Origin of the sequence: Streptomyces sp. NPDC048001, assembly GCF_043203115.1 — a bacterium.
GTDB lineage: Bacteria > Actinomycetota > Actinomycetes > Streptomycetales > Streptomycetaceae > Streptomyces > Streptomyces sanyensis.
The window spans coordinates 434550-451922 of sequence record NZ_JBIDBN010000001.1; the positions used below are offsets into that span (position 1 = coordinate 434550).

The 17373-nt window shown below is 75.5% G+C and carries 17 protein-coding genes; 1 reads left to right on the plus strand and 16 read right to left on the minus strand.

All coding sequences use genetic code 11. The annotated features are described in order from the left end of the window. Positions 1–33: 33 nt before the first annotated feature. Positions 34–1101, plus strand: coding sequence for an ATP-dependent DNA ligase (locus ACGF15_RS01770; RefSeq protein ID WP_392796559.1), 1068 nt, complete (start codon positions 34–36; stop codon positions 1099–1101). Here the strand turns inward: ACGF15_RS01770 and ACGF15_RS01775 are convergent. From ACGF15_RS01775 to ACGF15_RS01850, 16 genes are all read right to left on the minus strand, one after another. Beyond that, positions 1065–2348, minus strand: a complete 1284-nt coding sequence (locus ACGF15_RS01775; RefSeq protein ID WP_392796882.1) for a lytic transglycosylase domain-containing protein — start codon at positions 2346–2348, stop codon at positions 1065–1067. The genes ACGF15_RS01770 and ACGF15_RS01775 overlap by 37 nt on opposite strands. 59 nt (positions 2349–2407) lie before the next feature. Continuing rightward, the gene (locus ACGF15_RS01780; protein ID WP_392796560.1) at positions 2408–3238 is read right to left on the minus strand and encodes a hypothetical protein; all 831 of its coding nucleotides are present in this window, start codon (positions 3236–3238) and stop codon (positions 2408–2410) included. A gap of 23 nt (positions 3239–3261) precedes the next feature. Beyond that, positions 3262–3789, minus strand: a complete 528-nt coding sequence (locus tag ACGF15_RS01785; protein WP_392796561.1) for a hypothetical protein — start codon at positions 3787–3789, stop codon at positions 3262–3264. Positions 3790–3846: 57 nt separating this feature from the next. Further along, the gene (locus ACGF15_RS01790; RefSeq protein WP_392796562.1) at positions 3847–4518 is read right to left on the minus strand and encodes a hypothetical protein; all 672 of its coding nucleotides are present in this window, start codon (positions 4516–4518) and stop codon (positions 3847–3849) included. Next, positions 4515–5003, minus strand: coding sequence for a hypothetical protein (locus ACGF15_RS01795; RefSeq protein WP_392796563.1), 489 nt, complete (start codon positions 5001–5003; stop codon positions 4515–4517). The genes ACGF15_RS01790 and ACGF15_RS01795 overlap by 4 nt, the downstream gene beginning before the upstream one ends. Beyond that, positions 5000–6268 carry an MCE family protein gene (locus ACGF15_RS01800; RefSeq protein ID WP_392796564.1) on the minus strand — a complete coding sequence of 423 codons (1269 nt, stop codon included), beginning with the start codon at positions 6266–6268 and terminating at the stop codon, positions 5000–5002. The genes ACGF15_RS01795 and ACGF15_RS01800 overlap by 4 nt, the downstream gene beginning before the upstream one ends. Continuing rightward, entirely contained in the window at positions 6268–7395 is a 1128-nt protein-coding gene (locus ACGF15_RS01805; protein ID WP_392796565.1) for an MCE family protein, read from the minus strand. Before ACGF15_RS01805 ends, ACGF15_RS01800 begins: the two co-directional genes overlap by 1 nt. Beyond that, complete coding sequence (locus ACGF15_RS01810) at positions 7392–8564, minus strand: MCE family protein (protein WP_392796566.1); 1173 nt, start codon at positions 8562–8564, stop codon at positions 7392–7394. The genes ACGF15_RS01805 and ACGF15_RS01810 overlap by 4 nt, the downstream gene beginning before the upstream one ends. Further along, on the minus strand, positions 8561–9652 hold the full coding sequence (locus tag ACGF15_RS01815; protein ID WP_392796567.1) for an MCE family protein: 1092 nt from the start codon (positions 9650–9652) through the stop codon (positions 8561–8563). The genes ACGF15_RS01810 and ACGF15_RS01815 overlap by 4 nt, the downstream gene beginning before the upstream one ends. Then, positions 9649–10680: an MCE family protein gene (locus ACGF15_RS01820; RefSeq protein ID WP_392796568.1), complete on the minus strand. Its 1032-nt coding sequence runs from the start codon at positions 10678–10680 to the stop codon at positions 9649–9651. Before ACGF15_RS01820 ends, ACGF15_RS01815 begins: the two co-directional genes overlap by 4 nt. Continuing rightward, positions 10677–11915: an MCE family protein gene (locus tag ACGF15_RS01825; RefSeq protein WP_392796569.1), complete on the minus strand. Its 1239-nt coding sequence runs from the start codon at positions 11913–11915 to the stop codon at positions 10677–10679. Before ACGF15_RS01825 ends, ACGF15_RS01820 begins: the two co-directional genes overlap by 4 nt. Beyond that, the gene (locus ACGF15_RS01830) at positions 11912–12715 is read right to left on the minus strand and encodes an ABC transporter permease (protein ID WP_345608773.1); all 804 of its coding nucleotides are present in this window, start codon (positions 12713–12715) and stop codon (positions 11912–11914) included. The genes ACGF15_RS01825 and ACGF15_RS01830 overlap by 4 nt, the downstream gene beginning before the upstream one ends. 3 nt (positions 12716–12718) lie before the next feature. Continuing rightward, entirely contained in the window at positions 12719–13534 is an 816-nt protein-coding gene (locus ACGF15_RS01835) for an MlaE family ABC transporter permease (protein WP_392796570.1), read from the minus strand. Continuing rightward, positions 13531–14556 carry an ATP-binding cassette domain-containing protein gene (locus tag ACGF15_RS01840; protein WP_362613148.1) on the minus strand — a complete coding sequence of 342 codons (1026 nt, stop codon included), beginning with the start codon at positions 14554–14556 and terminating at the stop codon, positions 13531–13533. Before ACGF15_RS01840 ends, ACGF15_RS01835 begins: the two co-directional genes overlap by 4 nt. Before the next feature lie 352 nt (positions 14557–14908). Further along, complete coding sequence (locus ACGF15_RS01845; RefSeq protein ID WP_392796571.1) at positions 14909–16447, minus strand: DUF6801 domain-containing protein; 1539 nt, start codon at positions 16445–16447, stop codon at positions 14909–14911. Between the two features lie 164 nt (positions 16448–16611). Next, the gene (locus ACGF15_RS01850; RefSeq protein WP_345608782.1) at positions 16612–17205 is read right to left on the minus strand and encodes a hypothetical protein; all 594 of its coding nucleotides are present in this window, start codon (positions 17203–17205) and stop codon (positions 16612–16614) included. Positions 17206–17373 lie beyond the last annotated feature (168 nt).

Consider the following 17373-nt stretch of genomic DNA (forward strand, 5'->3'; position numbering starts at 1 on the left):
GCCGTGGCGGCACGCATACCGGACAATCGGGCCATGGAGCTGCCCGTGATGCCGCCCGTGAAACCGATGCTGGCGAAGTCGGTGAAGAGGATCCCGCCGGGGATGCAGTACGAGGCCAAGTGGGACGGGTTCCGTGCGATCGTGCACCGCGACGGGGACGAGCTGGTGCTGGGGTCGCGTACCGGCAAGCCGCTGACGCGGTACTTCCCGGAGCTGGTGGCGGTGCTGCTGGACCAGCTGCCCGAGCGCTGCGTGCTCGACGGCGAGATCGTGGTGGCGCACGGGGGGCGGCTGGACTTCGACCGGCTGTCCGAGCGCATCCACCCGGCGGACTCCCGGGTGCGGATGCTGGCCGAGCGGACGCCCGCCTCGTTCGTCGCCTTCGACGTGCTCGCGCTCGGCGACACGGCGCTGCTGGAGACGCCGCTGCGGGAGCGCCGGCGTCTGCTGGAGCAGGCGCTGGCCGAGGCCCGGCCGCCGCTGCACCTGGCACCCGCGACGACGGACGCGGCGCTGGCCGAGCGGTGGTTCGAGCAGTTCGAGGGGGCGGGCCTGGACGGGATCGTGGCCAAGCCGCTCGACCTGCCGTACCGGCCGGACGCGCGCCTGATGTACAAGATCAAGCACGAGCGGACGGCGGACACGGTGGTCGCGGGCTACCGCTTCCACAAGAGCGGCCCGGTCGTGGGCTCGCTGCTGCTGGGTCTGTACGACGGCGCAGGCGCCCTGCAGCACGTGGGCGTGTGCGCGGCCTTCCCCATGCGGCGTCGCGAGGAGCTGGTCGGGGAGCTGGAGCCGCTGCGGATGGGGGACGTCTCGGAGCACCCCTGGGCGCGCTGGGCCGAGGAGGCGGCCCATGAGGGTGCCCGGCTGCCCGGGGCGCCGAGCCGGTGGTCGGGGAAGAAGGACCTCTCCTGGGTGGCCCTGCGGCCGGAGCGGGTGCTGGAGGTGGCCTACGACCACATGGAGGGCGACCGCTTCCGGCACACCGCGCAGTTCCGGCGGTGGCGTCCGGACCGCGACCCCTCCGGCTGCACCTACGCGCAGCTGGAGGAGCCCGTGCGCTACGACCTGTCCGAGGTGCTGTCGGCGCGTGTGTGAAGTGCCGTGCCGGCAGGGCCCCTCGGGGCGCGTGCACCGGATGCGGGCCCGCCGGGCCGGGCCGGTGGGGCGCTCGCCCCTGCTGTCGCGCCGGGGCCGGGAGCCGGAGCGGGCGAGGTGGTCGGGGACGCCGAGGGGCCGGGGGTGGCGGTGGGTGACGCAGGGGGGTCGGGGCGCGGCGAGGGGTCCGGCGTGGGCGAGGGGTCCGGGTCCGGTGACGCATCGGGGGTGGGTGACGGATCGGGCGTCGGCGACGGGTCGGGCGTCGGCGAGGGGTCCGGGTCCGGGTCCGGTGAGGGATCGGGCGTCGGTGACGGGTCGGGGGCGGGTGACGGACGGGGCGACGGCGAGGGGGCGGGGCCCGTGGTGGGCCGGGGGACGGGTGTGGTGCCCCCCGGAGGCGCCGGGCGCTCCGGGGGCGGCGTCCCGCGCGAGGGCTGCACCGGGGGCGGGCCGATGATGATCGAGTCGTCCGGGGCTCCGGTGTCCGGGCCGCCCGCGGCCCCGGGCACGGGGTGGGCGCCCTCGCGGTAGAAGGCGTACCAGGCCAGGACCGTGCGCAGATACGCCCGCGAGCGGTTGTAGGCGAGCACCGCCCGGGCGAGGTCCTCCAGCCGGGCGAGGTCGCGGTCCCCCGCGCACAGGTGGTGTCCGGCGGCGAGTGCGGCGTCGTGGATGTCCGACGGGTCGCGCCGTCCGTCGCCGTCGGCGTCCCGGCCCCACACGGCCCAGGTGGACGGGATGAACTGCATGGGCCCCACCGCGCGGTCGTAGCGGGTGTCCCCGTCGTGGCGGCCGCCGTCGGTGTCGGGGATGCGGGCGAAGCGCACACCGTCGAGGACCGGTCCCAGGATCGGGGCGAGGGCGGTGCCCCGGGCGTCCACCCGGCCGCCGTGCGCGTGGTCCGACTCCACCTTGCCGATGGCGGCCAGGAGCTGCCAGCGCAGCCCGCAGCCGGGGTCGGTGCGGGCCACGGCTGCCGCCGCGCCCCGGTAGGCGGCCAGCACCGTGGCGGGGATGCCGGACTCGGCGCGGAGACGGTCCGGGGCCGGGGCGGCGCGGCGCTGCCCCGGCCCCGCGCCCAGGGGCACGCCGTCCGAGCCGCGCAAGGGAGGCAGTTCGGTGCGGAACGCGCCGTCGCCCGGCCCGTCGGCCGGGGCGCCGCCGGGCTGTCGAGCGGTGGCCGCGGCTCCGGTGCCCGCCCCGCCGGGTCCGGCAGGCGCCTGGGAGGCCGTGAGCGCCGCCATGGCGGCGACGGCCGCGGCGGTGGCGGCCAGGCCCCGGCGGGCACGGGCCGCGGGGCGCCTCACGAGCCCGCTCCGAGGGTGTCGAGGGCCGTGATCCGCCAGGTTGCGTCCTGGCGCACCAGGTCGACGGCGAGCATCGCCGCGGCGTAGGTGGTCGCGCCCTGCGGTGCCGCTCCCCCGGTGCCGGTCCCGGCCTTCCCCGTGTCGCTCGCGGCGCGCTCGGTGGCGGTGCGGGTGCTGCTCTGGTCGGCGTAGACCAGCACCCGGGCACGGTCCCCCTCGACCCTCTCGACCCCGCTGTCCGTGACCGTCGTGGTGAGCACCAGCCGCTGCCGGGGGCCCTGTTCGCGGACGGATGCGAGCAGCGCCGCGTGCTGCCCGACCGCGCCGCCGGTCAGATGGGCCGCGACGGCGCGGTCCAGCGCCTCGGGGTCGGAGAAGTCGTAGCGGAAGACGGCCTCCACGGCGCGGGTGGCGGCGCCCCTGGCCTCGCTGGTGCGGGCGGTGTCGGTGAGGGCGGTGTTGCGCACCGCGGGCCGGTCGCGGAGGTCGTGGGCCCGGGCGGCACCGTAGGCGGCGCACACGCCCAGTACCGCGGCCAGCAGGCACAGCAGCGCGGGCAGCCGGCGGCCGCCGCGGAGCGCCGCCGGCCCGCGGGCCGCCCGGCCGGGCGGCTTCGCCGGTGTGGCGCCGCTCCCGCGGGCCGCCGGGGCGGAGCGTCGGCCCCGGCGAGCGGGCGGGGGCGCCCCGGCGGTGTCCGGGGCGGGCGCGGCGGTGTCCGGGGCGGGCGCGGCGGTGTCCGGGGCGGGCGCGGCGGTGTCCGGGGCCGCTCCCCGGGAGGCCGAGGCCAGTCTGCGCTGCCGGTTGATGAGATGACGGGTCGTCGACATCGGCGGGATCCTCTCGTCGCCTGCTACTCGGCGGCCGTGCGGCCCACGGGCGCCTGGCCGAGGGCGCTGAGCTTCCAGCCGCCGGGGGTGCGGGTGAGCGCCGCGAGCATCCGGCTCTCCTTGCGGACGGGTTCGCCCTCCGGGGCGGTGACGGTGATCCTCAGGGCGACGAGCACCCGGGCTTTCCCGGCCCGTTCGTCGAGCTCGGTGACGGCCGCGGAGAGGACGGATGCCTCCGTCACGGTCCCCGCCTCGCGGATCTGCTTCTCGAAGGCGGCCCGGCCGTCGGTGAGTTGGTCGTGCAGGTCCCCGGTGGCCGAGTCCTCCCAGCCGTCCAGGCCCCGCCGGAGGTCGCGGTGGTCGAGGGTGTTCAGGTTCCGCACGGCCTGCCGCCCGGCGGCGAGCACCTCCTCACGGGTGTGGGCGAAGGCCGCCGCGTCGTCGTGCGCGGCCGCGTACCAGGACCAGCCGCCCCAGCAGGCGGCGGCGGCCGCGGTCGCGGCCAGGGCCAGCGCCGCTGCGAGCACCGGGTTCCTCGGGGTCCGTGCCATGGGTGGCCAGTTCCTCTCCCGGGCGCCGCGCGCCCGTGTGCCCGTGGGGCGCGGCGGTCAGCGTGCGGCGATGTCGGTGATGCGCCACCGGCCGTCCTCCAGGCGGGCGGTGACGGAGAGCTGTGCGGGGACGGTGGCCGGCGCCCGGCCGGGTCGCTCGGCGACCTGGTCGAGGAAGACCAGCAGCCGGGCCCGGCCGCCGTCGAGCCGGGTGACGCCCGCGCGGACGACGTGGGTGGTGAGGGTCAGCTTCTGGCGGGCGGCCTCCTGCTCGACCCGGGCGAACAGCGCGGTGTACTGGCGGGCGGCGCGGCCGTCGAGCAGTTCGGCCGCGGCGGCGCGGGTGCGGCCGGTGTCCTCGGGCCGGTAGGAGAACACCTCTCTCAGGGCGGCGCCGACCTCGGCCGCGACCCGGTCGGTGGCCGCGCCGTCGGTGAGGGCGCGGTTGGCGGCGGTGGGCGAGCCGCTCAGCCGCCGCTCCTGGTGGAGCAGGACGGCGGCGGCGAGGAGCAGCAGGAGCGCCGCCGCGAGCACGGCGGCCGTCCCCCGGGTCCGGGCGGCGGCCCGGTGCGCGGGGGCGGTGGTGTCCTCGGGGGCGTCCGGCGGCTGCGGGGGCCGGGGTGCCCGGGGTGCGGGGGCGGTGGTGTCCTCGGGGGCGTCCGGCGGCTGCGGGGGCCGGGGTGCCCGGGGTGCGGGCGGTTGCGCAGCGGCCTCGGGTGCGGGGCTCATCGCTCCCCTCCCACCGGGACGGCGGCCAGCGAGCGGGGCTTCCAGCCTCCGCCGGTCCGGTCGAGGAGGGCCTCCAGGCGCTTGCGCTCGGTGTGCGCGGCTCCCTCGCCCTCGGGGCGGGTCTCCACCTCGACGGTGGCGATCAGCTCGGCCGTCCCGGCCCTGCGGTCCAGCGCGGTGACCGCCGCCGCCGTGACACGGGCGCGGGCGGTGGGGCCCGTCCCCGCGCCCGCCCGGGCCAGCTCCTCGCGCAGCGCCCCCGTCGAGGCCCGCAGCCAGGACTCCCGCGCGGCGCCGGGGTCGTCGGCGTCGAAGCTGGTGAGTTCGGCGACATGGCGCGTGGCGTCGGCGAGGACCGCCTCGCGGGCCCTCGCGTGGGCGAGGTCCTCGCCGCCCCTGGTCTGCGCGTAGGTCCACCCGGCGAAGGAGCACAGCAGGGCCGCGAGGACCAGGGCGGCCCGTGCGGCGGCGCGGCCGGCGGTCATCGGCCCCCCTCCGGCCCGAGCAGCCCGAGCAGCCCGCGCATGCCGGTGGGGCCCTCGGTGAGGGCGGGCAGCCCGAGGACTCCGGGGAGCGGGGCGGCTTCCGTCCCCGGGCGCCCGGGGTCCGGGAGCACCCCCGGTCGGGCGGGGTCGGGCACGCCGCCGCCGTCCGGGGCGTGCGCGCTGCCGCGGACACCCGTGCCGGTGGAGGCCGGAGCGGTGCAGCGGGCGCGGGTGTTGGCGGGGGCCGGCCCGGTGTCCAGGCCGTTGCGGTAGGCCGTGTCCTGGTAGCCCGCGGTGCAGGGCAGGGGCTCGAAGAAGGTGACGGACAGGCCGAAGGAGGCGCCCTCGGGGGTGACGGCCGTCGCCCCGGCCGCCGCGACGGCGGGAAGCTTCACCAGCAGTTCCTCGATGCCGCGCTGGCGGGTGACGGCGAGTTCGGAGGTGGTGAGCAGGTTGGCGACGACGACGCCGAACGAGGGGTCGAGGTCGCGCAGGAGTGCGCTGAGCTGACCGGCCGCCGCGGGGGCGGTGGCGATCAGGCGCCGCAGGTCGGTGTCGGACTCCTTCAGGGTGGCGGCGAGTTCCGCGGCCCCGCGGGCGAAGCCCCGCAGGGCGCGGCCCTGTTCGATCTGGGTGCGCAGCACCGTCTCCCCGTCGGCGAGCAGGCCGGTGGTGGCGGGCAGCGCCCGGTCGGCCGCGCGCACGAAGTGTCCGCCGCTGTCGAGGAGGACCTGGAGGTCGTCTCCCCTGCCCTGGAGGGCGGAGCCGAGTTCCTCCACGACCGTGCGCAGCGACTCGGTGTCGACGGAGGAGGCCAGGGCGTCGACGCTGGTGAGGACGGTGGTGACGGGTTCGGGGATACGGGTGCGGGAGCGGTCGATGACGGATCCGTCGGCGAGGTGGGGTCCGGCGGACCGGGCGGGGCGCAGGTCGATGTACTGCTCTCCCACGGCGGAGAGTCCGGCGACCACCGCCTGGAGGTCGGCCGGGATCGGGGGTGCGGAGTCCTTGATGCGGAGTTCGGCCTCGACCCCGTCGTCGGTGAGTTCCACGGCCCCGACCCGCCCGACGGAGACGCCCCGGTAGGTGACGTCGGAGTGGGTGAACAGCCCTCCGGTGGCGGGGAGCTGGACGCGCACGGTGTAGTGGTCGCGGAGGCCGAGCCGGGGGCCGAGGTCCGCGTAGCGCAGGCCGAGGAAGCCGAGGGCGAGCACGGCGACGAGCAGGAAGGCCAGGTTCTTCAGGCGGGTGGCGGCGGTGACCATCAGCGCTCCCCTCCCCCGGCGGGGACGGCGGGCAGGGCGAGGGGCGCCCCGCCCCCGCCCGCCGAGGCGGTCGGGCCCTCCCCGTCCGTCTCCGGGACGAACTCCGGGACGACGGTGGTCCCGGGCGCCGCGGCGGTGTCGAGGTAGACGTTGAGGTAGTCGCCCTTGACGCCGCGCAGCACCTCGTCGGTGAACGGGTAGGTGAGCAGCACCTGGAGCGAGTCGGGCAGGTCCTGCCCGGAGTCGGCGAGCGCCCTGAGCGTGGGGGCGAGCGCCTTCAGGTCGGCCACGGTGTCGGCCCGGGACCGGTTGACGGTGTCGACGGCGACGTCGGCGAGGCCGTCGAGCGAGCGCAGCATGCCCAGCAGGGCGGTGCGCTGCTCCTCGAGGACCTTCAGCCCGGGGCTGAGACCGGTCAGGACGGTGCCGACGTCCTGGCTGCGGGTGGCCAGGGTGGCGGAGAGCCGGTTGACGGCGTCGAGGGCCCGGGTGATGTCGCCCTTGTGGGAGTCGAGGCTGGTGACCAGTTCGTCCATCCTCCTCAGCAGCGAGCGGACCTCGGGTTCGCGCCCGCCGAGTGCCTTGTTGAGTTCGGTGGCGATGGTCCTGATCTGCTGGACGCCGCCGCCGTTGAGCAGCAGGGAGAGCGCTCCGAGCACCTCCTCGACCTCCGGGTTGCGGTCGGTGCGGCTCGCGGGGATCACCGCGCCGTCGGCGAGGGTGCCGCGGGCGCCGCGGACGGGGGCGGCGAGCTGGACGAACTTCTCGCCGAGCAGGCTGGACTGTTCGAGTCGGGCGTAGGCGTTGGCGGGGAGGCGTACCTCGCGGTTGATCCGCAGGGTGACGGCGGCCGTCCAGCCGTCCGGGGCGAGTGCGATGCGGGTCACCCGGCCGACGGGGACGTCGTTGACCTTGACCGCGGACCGGGGCACCAGGCTGAGGACGTCGGCGAACTCGGCGGTGACTTCGTAGGGGGAGTCTCCGAGGTCGGCTCCGCCGGGCAGCGGCAGGGAGTCGATGGCGCCGAGTCCGGGGGGCGCGCAGGCGGCGGCTCCCGCGGTGAGCGCGAGGGCGAGCAGGAGGCCGGCGGCGCGGCGGGGGGCGGGGCGGGGCGGGGCGGTGGTCATCGGTGCTCTCCCTCCCGTGCCGCGGGCGAGCTGGAGGGCGCCGTCCCGGGTGGTGCGGAACGGTTCTGCCCGGGTGTGCCGTAGACGGTGCCGACGGCGGGCAGGGGCACCGCGGGCAGGGCCCGCCGGTGGGAGCCGGCGACGGGGACGAGGCCGGCGGGGACGAGGCCGGCGGGGCCGCCCGCCTCGGCCGGCACGGTGATCTCGGGTCCGAAGGAGAGTTCGTTGATGTTCGCGCGGCCGTTGAGCGTGCGGTGGAGGGGGTCGTAGGCGCCGAGGGCGTTGCCGGCGGCCAGCGGCGCGGTGTCCAGGGCCTCGGCGAGGGAGGCCCGCTGCTCGACCAGGGTCCGGGTGAGGGGGGCGAGGGCGTCGACGTTCTCCTTCAGCGCGCCGCGGTTCCTCTGGATGAAGCCCTTGACCTGGCCCAGGGCGGTGCCGAGTTCCTTGAGGGCGGCGCCGAGGTTCTCCTTGTCGTCGGCCAGGAAGCCGGTGACGTCGGCGAGTTGGCGCTCGGCCCTGGCCACGTTCCCGTCGTTCTCCTTCAGCATGGCCGTGAAGGACCGGAGGCGGGCGAGCGCCTCGAAGAGGTCGTCGCTGCTGCCGTCGAGGGTGCGGGCCGCCTTGGCGAACTGGTCGACCGAGTCCCCGATCGCCTTGCCGTTGCCGTCGAGGTTGGCCGCGGCCGTGTCCAGGAGCCCGGCGAGGGCCCCCTGGGCGTTGGCGCCGCCGGGTCCGAGGGCGGTGGCGAGCTCGGTGATCGACGCGTAGAGCTGGTCGACCTCCAGCGGCAGGGCGTTGCGTTCGGCGGGGAGCACGGCGCCGTCCCGGAGGGCCGGGCCTTTGGTGTAGGCGGGGGCGAGCTGGACGTAGCGGTCGGCGACGACGCTGGGGGCGACGACCACGGCGCGGGCGTCGGCCGGCACGGTGACTCCCTCGTCGACGCGCAGGGTGAGTTCGACCCGGTCGCCGTCGGGGCGCACACGGTCGACGGTGCCGACCTTCACTCCGAGGACCCGCAGGTCGGAGCCTGCGTAGACGCCCGTGGCGCGTTCGAAGTAGGCGGTGATCCGGGTGCTGCCGGAGGTGTCGAGGGCTCTGACCCCGCTGATCGCCGCGACGAGGGCGAGGGTGAGGCCGCCGGCGGTCGCGGCGGTGCGTCGGAGGTTCACGGGGCATCGCCTCCGCTGGTGGGCTTGGGCGGCATGCACCCTGTCTCGGGGGGTGTGCCGTCGGGCAGGTAGTGGCGGGGGACGAGTCCGCAGAGGTAGGTGTCGATCCAGCGCCCGTTGCCCAGGGTGTTGCCGATGAGCCGGTAGTAGGGGCCGGCCAGGGCGAGGGTCTCGTCGAGGTGCTTGCGGTTCTTCAGCAGCACGGCGGTGACCTTGGACAGGGCCTCCAGTGTGGGGCCGAGGCGGCGGTCGTTGTCCTGGACGAGGCCGCGGAGTTCGGTGCCGAGGCTCCTGGTCCCGGCCAGCAGCGCATGGATGGCGTCGCGGCGGGCCTGGATCTCGCCGAGGAGCAGGGTGCCGTCCTGGAGCAGGGTCTCGAAGCTGCTCTTGTTGCGGTCGAGGGTGCCGGTGAGCCGCTTGGCGGCCCGGAGCAGTCCGGCGAGCCGGGCGTCGCGTTCGGAGACCGTGCGCGAGAGCGCGGACAGGCCGGTGGCGGCCTTTTTGACGTGCTCGGGCGAGTCCTCGAAGGTGGCGGAGATCGCCTCGAAGCTCTGGGCGAGGCGGCCGGTGTCGATCGCGCCGAAGGTCTCGCCGAGCCCGTCCAGTGCCTGGGTGACGTCGTAGGGGCTGGTGGTGCGGGAGGCGGGGATGCGGGTGCCGGGGTCCTGGGGGCGGGTGCCGAGCGGGTCGACGGCGAGGTACTTCTCGCCGAGGAGGGTCTTCACGGCGATGGCGGCGGTGCTGGCGTCGCCGACCCAGGCGTCCTCGACCTCGAAGGACACGGCGACCCGTGCGCCGTCCAGCCGGACTCCGGCCACCCGGCCGACGGTGACGCCGGCGATGCGCACCTCGTCGCCCTCGGTGATGCCGGCGGCCTCGGTGAACTCGGCGGTGTAGACGGCGGGCCGTCCGGTGAACGGCAGGGAGTCCGCGCGGTAGGCGCCGACGGCGAGCAGGGCCAGGGCGAGCAGCCCGGCCACGGCCACGGCGACGGGGTTGCGCTCGCCCACCGGGGTGCGGCGGCGTGGGGGGCGGTCCGCTGCGCCGCGTCGCGGTCCTCGGCGGTTCCATGGGGTGGTGGGGGTCATGCCAGGCACCTCGGCTCGGTGATCGCGATACCGGTGGGGGGCGCGCTGCCGTCGGAGGTCGACACCCCGCTGACGGTGGCCTCGCACAGGAAGAGGTTGAGCCAGGATCCGTAGGAGGCGAGGCGGGTGAGGGCGCGCATCTTCTCGGGGGTGCGGCGCAGGAAGTCCTCCACCTGCCCGCTGCCGCGGTCCAGCTCCCGGGCGAGGCGGCCGAGTTCGGCGATGTCCTGCTTCAGGGGCTCCCGGCCCTCCTGGAGGAGTCCCGCCGTCACGGTGGTCAGCTCGCCCATGGCGGTGACGGCCTCGCCGAGGGGGCGCCGGTCGCCGGAGAAGCCGGAGACCAGCTTGCGCAAGGTCACCGCGAGGTCGTCGAAGCCTTCCTCGCGGTCGTTGACGGTGGCGAGCACAGTGGTGAGGTTGTCGACGACCTCGCCGACGACCCGGTCCTTGGCGGCGACCGTGGTGGTCAGTGAGCCGATGTGGCGGATCAGGCTGTCGACGGTGCCGCCCTCGCCCTGCAGGACCCGGACGATCGAGTCGGCGAGCTCGTTGACCTCGTCCGGGGCGAGGCCCTCGAACAGCGGCTGGAAGCCGTTGAACAGCTGGGTGAGGTCCAGCGCCGGGCTGGTGCGCTCCAGGGGGATGGTCCCGCCGGGCGGGAGGGAGTCCCCCCCGGGCCCCGGGCCCCGGGCGAGGGCGAGGTAGCGCTGCCCGACCATGTTCCGGTACTTGATCGAGGCGGTGGCGCCCGCGGGGAGGCTGCGCCCCTCGGCGACGCTGAAGGAGACCTCGGCGATCCGGCGGTCCGCCACGCGCACGGATTCCACCCGGCCGACCTTGACCCCGGCGATGCGGACGCCGTCCCCGGGGGCGAGGCCGGTGGCGTCGGTGAACCGGGCGGTGTAGGAGGTGGTGGCGCCGACGCCGGGGTCCGCGATCCCGAAGGCGAGCAGGGTGGTGGCCAGGACGGTCACCAGGACGAACACGGCCGATTTCAGCAGGGGGCCGACGAGGCTGCGGCGTCTCATCGGAGCGTCACCTCCGTTCCCCGGTAGACGGGCCCGGCGAGCACGCTGCTCCAGTCGGGCAGTTCGGCGGGGCCGGTCCCGAGCCCGGGTGCGAGGAGTTCGTTGACCAGCCGGTTCTCCTGTGGGGAGTTGGGCAGCGGCAGGTTCTCGGCGGCGGCCTCGGCGGCGGCGGGTGCGGGGCGGCCGGTGTAGGGGACGCCGTAGCAGCGCGGCCCTCCCGTGGCCTCGTAGACGGGGGTGTCCTCGCCCGGGACGTACCGCCCCAGGGAGGGCACGGAGGTGACGGTGACATGGAGTCCGGGGCGGTCCGTCCCCTTGCCGAGGGCCTTGTCCATGGCCGGGACGAACCCGGCGAGTGTGCGCAGGGTGCAGGGGAAGGACGGGGCGTACTCGGCGAGGAGTTCGAGGGTGTCCCGGCTCGTCGCGGTGAGCCGGATGAGGTGGTCCCGGTGGGTGCGCAGGAAGTCCGCGAGGTCGTCGGCGGCGGTGGTGGCGGTCCGGTGGAGCGCGGCCAGCTGGTCCCGCCGGTCGGAGAGGGTGGCGCTGGTGGTGGTGGCGTCGGTCAGGGCGTCGAGGATGCCGGGGGCGGTGTCGGCGTAGAGGTGCCCGACCCGGACCAGGGCGGTGATGTCGCGGTTGAGGGTGGGCAGGTGGGGGTTGAGCCTGCCGAGGTGGCGTTCGAGGGCGGTGAGGGTGTCGCCGAGCTGCTCACCGCGGCCCCGGAGGGCGTCGGCGGCGGCGGTGAGGGTGGCGGCCAGCTTCTCGGGCTTGACCGCGGTCAGCAGGGGCAGCAGCCCGTCCAGCACCTGCTCCAGCTCGACGGCGCTCGCGGTGCGGTCCTGGGGGATGGTGTCCCCGGGCGCGAGGCGTCGGGCGGTGGCCGCTCCCCCGGGCTCCACCAGGGCGACATGGCGGGCGCCGAACAGGGTGGTGGGCAGCATCCGGGCGGTGACGCCGGCCGGGACGCGGGCCAGGGCCTCGCGGCGGAGGGCGAGGGTGAGCCGGGCTCCGCGGCCGTCGGTGGCGACGGCGCGGACCTCGCCGACCACGACGCCCCGCAGCTTGACCTCGGCCCCGCGCCGCAGCTCGTTGCCGACGGGGCCGGCGAGCACGGTGACGGTCGCGTCGTCGCTGAACTCCTTGTCGTAGACGGCCACGGCGAGCCGTGCGAGCAGGACGGGCACCAGCAGGAAGACGACGCCGGCCAGGCGCCGGCGCAGGGTGTGTGCTTTCATCCGGCCACCTTCACGGTCGTGGTCGCCCCCCAGACGGCGAGGGAGAGGAAGAAGTCGGTGACGCTGATCAGGACGATGGCGTTGCGCACCGAGCGCCCGACGGCGATGCCGACGCCCGCGGGGCCGCCCTCGGCCCGGAAGCCGTAGTAGCAGTGGGCGAGGATCACCATCACGCTGAAGACCAGCACCTTGAGGACGGACAGCACCACGTCGTCCGGCGAGAGGAAGAGCGCGAAGTAGTGGTCGTAGGTGCCCGCCGACTGGCCGTTGACGACCACGGTCACCCACCGCGAGGCGAGGTAGGAGCTGAGCAGGCCGACGGCGTACAGGGGGACGATCGCCACGACCCCGGCGATGATGCGGGTGGTGACGAGGTAGGGCAGCGAGCGGACGCCCATGGCCTCCAGGGCGTCGACCTCCTCGTTGATCCGCATGGCCCCGAGCTGTGCGGTGAAACCCGCGCCGACGGTGGCGGACAGCGCCAGGCCCGCCACCAGGGGGGCGATCTCGCGGGTGTTGAAGTAGGCGGAGACGAAGCCGGTGAACGCCGAGGTGCCGATCTGGTCGAGGGCGGCGTAGCCCTGGAGCCCGACGACGGTTCCGGTGAACAGGGTCATGGCGACCATCACGCCGATGGTGCCGCCGACGACGCCGAGGCCGCCGCTGCCGAAGGCCACCTCGGCGAGCAGGCGCTGCACCTCCCTCAGGTAGCGGCCCAGGGTGCGGGGGGTCCAGAGCAGGGCGCGGACGTAGAAGGCGAGGTGGTCGCCGGAGCGGTCCAGCCAGCCGAGCATCGCCATCGCTCAGCCTCCCTTCGGCGGGACGGTCTCGAGGTAGACGGCGGTGAGGACCATGTTCACGAAGAACAGCAGCAGGAAGGTGATCACCACCGACTGGTTGACGGCGTCGCCGACGCCTTTGGGGCCGCCGCGCGGGTTCAGCCCCCGGTGGGCGGCGACCACTCCGGCGATGAAGCCGAAGACCAGCGCCTTGAACTCGCTGATGTAGAGGTCGGGGAGCTGGGCGAGGGCGGAGAAGCTCGCCAGGTAGGCACCGGGGGTGCCGTCCTGCATCACCACGTTGAAGAAGTAGCCGCCCAGGGTGCCGACCACCGAGACCAGGCCGTTGAGCAGGACCGCCACCAGCATGGTGGCCAGTACCCGCGGGACGACGAGCCGCTGGACGGGCGAGATGCCCATGACCTCCATGGCGTCCAGTTCCTCCCGGATGCTGCGGGAGCCGAGGTCGGCGCAGATCGCCGAGCCGCCCGCGCCCGCGATGAGGAGGGCGACGATCAGGGGGCTGGCCTGCTGCACGACCGCGAGGACGCTGGCGCCGCCGGTGAAGGACTGGGCGCCCAGCTGCTGGGTGAGCGAGCCGACCTGGAGGGCGATGACCGCGCCGAAGGGGATGGAGACCAGCGCGGCGGGCAGGATGGTGACCCCGGCGATGAACCAGAACTGCTCGACGAACTCCCTGAACTGGAAGGGCCTGCGGAAGACGGCGCGCACCACGGCGGCGGCGAGGGCGAACAGCCTGCCCGTCTCCCGCAGGGGGGCCAGGGCCCGGGAGGGCGTCCGCCCACCGGTGGGGGACGCGGTCCCGGGGCGGGCGGTCACGGGCGCACCCCGTCGGCGGCGGGCGGGTGGCCGGGGGCGGGCGACGGGTCCGGTCCGGGGGCGGTGCGTCCGCGGAGCACGGCCTCGCGCGCGGCCCCGGGCAGGGTGTCGAGCAGGCCGAGCACCCGCTCCCGGCGGCGCAGGGCGCCCTGGCGCGGGGGCAGTCCGGGCGAGGGTTCGAGCTGCGGTGCCAGGAGCCGGGGGCCGTCCGGGCGCGGGGCGGAGGCGCGGTCCTGCTCGCGGGCCAGGGCCGCCGCGTCCTTCTCCTCCGACATGCCGATCGGGCCTTCGCGCCGCCCGCCCAGGAACTGGGCGACGACGGGCTCCTCGCTGGTCAGCAGCACCTCCCGGGGGCCGAAGGCGACGAGCCTGCGCAGAAAGAGCATGCCCATGTTGTCCGGGACGGTGGCCGCGATGTCGAGGTTGTGGGTGACGATCAGCATCGTCGCGTCGATCTGGGCGTTGAGGTCGATCAGGAGCTGGGACAGGTAGGCGGTGCGCACGGGGTCCAGCCCGGAGTCCGGTTCGTCGCACAGGACGATCTGGGGATCGAGTACCAGGGCGCGGGCCAGGCCGGCGCGCTTGCGCATCCCGCCGGAGATCTCACCGGGCAGCTTCCCCTCGGAGCCCACCAGGCCGACCATGTCCATGCGCTCCATGACGATGCGCCGGATCTCCGACTCCTTCCTGCGGGTGTGCTCGCGCAGCGGGAAGGCGACGTTGTCGAAGAGGGACATCGAGCCGAAGAGCGCGCCGTCCTGGAACATCAGGCCGAAGAGCTTGCGGACCTCGTAGACGTCCCGTTCGCGACCGCCGACCATGTCGACGCCGTCCACGAGGACGCGGCCGTGCTCGGGCCTGAGCAGTCCGACGAGCGATTTCAGGAACACCGTCTTCCCGGTGCCCGAGGGGCCGAGCATCACGCTGACCTCGCCCGCGGGGAGGGTGAGCGTGACGTCCTGCCAGATGTTCTGTCCACCGAAGGACTTGGTCAGTCCCTCGACGACGACCTCGATTCCCATCTCACCTCCCGGTCCGGCTGGTTGCGCGCACACGCAGGCGGTGTGTGCGCGGTGGGGCGGAAGTTGCATCGGGCGCCCGCACGCTACGGTCGCCCACATCACCGGGGCAATGCCTGTGACCAGCGGTTTCCGGTCGAACCGCAGGGTTTGTCACCCGGTGACAACGCGGGGTGCGCACCTTGTCGGCGGGTGCGCGCCCCGGCGGTCGGCCCGCGCCACGGGCCGGGGCGCCGGGCGAGGAGCCGGGGCGCCGGGCGAGGAGCCGGGGCGCCGGGCGAGGAGCCGGGGCGCCGGGCGAGGAGCCGGGGCGCCGGGCGAGGAGCCGGGGCGGCTGCGCGCGGGGCCCTCCGGCTCAGTCGCCCTCCTCCCGGCCGGGCAGCACCGGCACGTCCGGCGGGCAGGACAGCTGGGACACGGGCACGCACAGCGGGCCCTGGTTCATGGCGACCAGGTTCCCGGGGCCGGAGAGCGCGGCGCTGAACAACGGGTCGAGGTCCTCGCCCGGGGTGCCGCAGCCCTCGAACTCCGGAATGGTGACCGTGCCCCGCATCGGCCCGCCGAACAGCACGTTCTGGTAGTGCGGGAACTCTCCGTGCAGCACGACGCGGAAGGGGCGGGCGGTGCGGCAGACGGGGCCGACGTCCAGGGGGGTGCCGTTGACGGTGACGTCGTGGATGCGCAGCGACTGGTAGAAGCCGGCCATGGCGAAGTTGACGCGGTCGGGCGGTGAACCGATGGTGCCCGTGGTGATGGTGAGGGGGCCGTTGGTGAACTCCACCCGCGCGCTGACCGGTTGGAAGCCGAAGGCGAGGAAGGTCGACTCGGCGTCGGGGAGGGCGATCTCACCGAAGGAGTCGGCGCGGAAGTAGTTGCCGCCGGGGCGTGTGCCGGGCCGGACCACGGTCCGCTTGACGGCCATCGCGTTGATCTTCTGCGGGTTCCGGGCGGGGTCGTTGACGATCATCGCGCCGCCGAGCTTCCTGACGTTGGCGAGCCCGACGACGTAGGCGCAGCCGTGCCGTCCGGGGAGGTCGATCACCCGGGGCGGCTCCCCGGGGGTGGGTTCGGGGACGAAGCTCTCGTCGAAGCCCCCGGTGGGCGGGGCCTCGGGGCAGGTGTCGGCGGCGGGGGGCTCCGCACGCGCGGCACCCTCCCGGCCGCCGGACGGGGCGCCCGGGCCGGGCACGGTGTCGGGGCCGGTGTCGGGGCCGGTGTCCGAGGGGGGTGCGGCGGGGCCGGTGTCCGGGGGGCTCGGCGGCCGCGTCGGGGGGTGGAGTGCACGGACGGTGGCGAGCAGCGTGTCCCGGTCCTCCGCGGGGGTGCACTCCACGGGCGGCAGGGGCAGGGGCTCCGCGCCGTCGGCGGTCTCCGGGTGCAGCTCCAGCCGGATGTCCCCGGCCCGGAAGGCGACGTCGCCGGGACCGGTGACGGTGACGGCGGGGACGGGGCCGGTGTGCTCCAGGGCGAGCCCTCCCTCGGGGCCGGGGGCCGCGGCCGGGGCGGTGAGGCGGTCCCAGGAGGCCTCGGCGGTGCGGCCGTTGTGCGCCACCAGGGTGGTCATCCGCAGGGTCGCGGAGACGGAGGCGGTCCCCTCGGGGAGCAGTCCGGCGACGGCCTCGGGCGGCAGTGCGACCCGCACGGCCGGGTCGCCCGGGGTGATCGGCCGGCCCGGCACGGCGGTCTCCGGGAAGGCCCCGGTCACACGCACCGCCACCTCGTGGGTGCGGCCGAGCACCTGGCAGCGGTAGGCCAGGGGGGACGTGCCGTCGCGGGCCTGGGCCGGACCGGGCCCGGCGAGGAGGCCGGCGGCGAGCCCGGCGGTCAGCGCGACGCCGGTGAGGACGGTGGTACGCCGTATGCGGCGAGCGTGCCGCTCCGCGACCGCGGTCATGCGTGTGCCCCCCTGTGGGGTCCCCTGCTGCGGGGGACGTCGGGATCGGGTGCCGTGGGCCGGGGCGGTCCCCGGGCGCGGGCCGTACCCGCGGCCCGCGCCCCGGAGCGGCACGGGCCGCGGGTGGGGCCCGCGGTGCGGGCCCCACCGCCGCCTCCCGGGCGTCAGTCCCGGGTGATGGTGTGGTTGCCGGTGACGGCGTAGTCGGCCTCGAAGAGGGCCTCGTCGCCGTCGTTGATGAGGCCGAAGCAGTCGGCCCCGGAGGCGGTCAGGTCGCCGCCGTCGATCACCAGGCGCTTGGTGCCGTTGAGGTAGCGGCCCGTGACGGTGCCGGTGAAGTCGGCGGTGCAGCCTGAGCCGCTGATGGTGGCGTCGACGCCGCTGATCGAGCCGTCGACGGCGCCGGGGACGGCGCTGACGGCATCGACGTTGAGGCTCCAGGGCTTGCTCGCGGTGGTGACGTCGAAGGGGATGCCGATCACCGAGCAGTCGGTGAAGGTGAGTTCGGTGATCGAGCCGATGCCGGCTCCGGCGTTGCCGGAGCCCGTCTTCAGGGTGCCTTCGGCATCGGAGCCGGCGCACTGCAGCGTGGCGGCCGGGGTGCTGAGCGTGGGGTTGTCGGCATGGGCGGTGAACGCCCCGCCCGGGGCGACGGTCCAGGTGGCCGGCGAGGTGGCGGAGGCGGAGGCGGCCGTCATTCCGAGGGCCGCCGTGAATGCCGCGGCGGCGGTCACGGCGTTTCTGGTGAGTCTGCGCACGAGTCGGTTCCCTTCCGGGGGATAGGCGCGTACCGAGGGATCGCTTTTCGGCCGCACGGCCCGAAAAGCGATTGCGGCTCTTTCGTGGAACGCGCACGGAAACGGAGCGCGGGCAATGCCTTTCAGCCACGCGAGCGAGCGGGTTGCGGAAGCGACGTTACGAGCGGG

Bases quoted from the DNA above. Each gene is read 5' to 3' on its own strand.
- ACGF15_RS01825 (WP_392796569.1), bottom strand. From the start codon at position 11,915: ATGAAAGCACACACCCTGCGCCGGCGCCTGGCCGGCGTCGTCTTCCTG.
- ACGF15_RS01805 (WP_392796565.1), bottom strand. From the start codon at position 7,395: ATGACCACCGCCCCGCCCCGCCCCGCCCCCCGCCGCGCCGCCGGCCTC.
- ACGF15_RS01830 (WP_345608773.1), bottom strand. From the start codon at position 12,715: ATGGCGATGCTCGGCTGGCTGGACCGCTCCGGCGACCACCTCGCCTTC.
- ACGF15_RS01790 (WP_392796562.1), bottom strand. From the start codon at position 4,518: ATGAGCCCCGCACCCGAGGCCGCTGCGCAACCGCCCGCACCCCGGGCA.
- ACGF15_RS01800 (WP_392796564.1), bottom strand. From the start codon at position 6,268: ATGGTCACCGCCGCCACCCGCCTGAAGAACCTGGCCTTCCTGCTCGTC.
- ACGF15_RS01780 (WP_392796560.1), bottom strand. From the start codon at position 3,238: ATGTCGACGACCCGTCATCTCATCAACCGGCAGCGCAGACTGGCCTCG.
- ACGF15_RS01820 (WP_392796568.1), bottom strand. From the start codon at position 10,680: ATGAGACGCCGCAGCCTCGTCGGCCCCCTGCTGAAATCGGCCGTGTTC.
- ACGF15_RS01775 (WP_392796882.1), bottom strand. From the start codon at position 2,348: ATGGCGGCGCTCACGGCCTCCCAGGCGCCTGCCGGACCCGGCGGGGCG.
- ACGF15_RS01815 (WP_392796567.1), bottom strand. From the start codon at position 9,652: ATGACCCCCACCACCCCATGGAACCGCCGAGGACCGCGACGCGGCGCA.
- ACGF15_RS01785 (WP_392796561.1), bottom strand. From the start codon at position 3,789: ATGGCACGGACCCCGAGGAACCCGGTGCTCGCAGCGGCGCTGGCCCTG.
- ACGF15_RS01845 (WP_392796571.1), bottom strand. From the start codon at position 16,447: ATGACCGCGGTCGCGGAGCGGCACGCTCGCCGCATACGGCGTACCACC.
- ACGF15_RS01770 (WP_392796559.1), top strand. From the start codon at position 34: ATGGAGCTGCCCGTGATGCCGCCCGTGAAACCGATGCTGGCGAAGTCG.
- ACGF15_RS01795 (WP_392796563.1), bottom strand. From the start codon at position 5,003: ATGACCGCCGGCCGCGCCGCCGCACGGGCCGCCCTGGTCCTCGCGGCC.
- ACGF15_RS01840 (WP_362613148.1), bottom strand. From the start codon at position 14,556: ATGGGAATCGAGGTCGTCGTCGAGGGACTGACCAAGTCCTTCGGTGGA.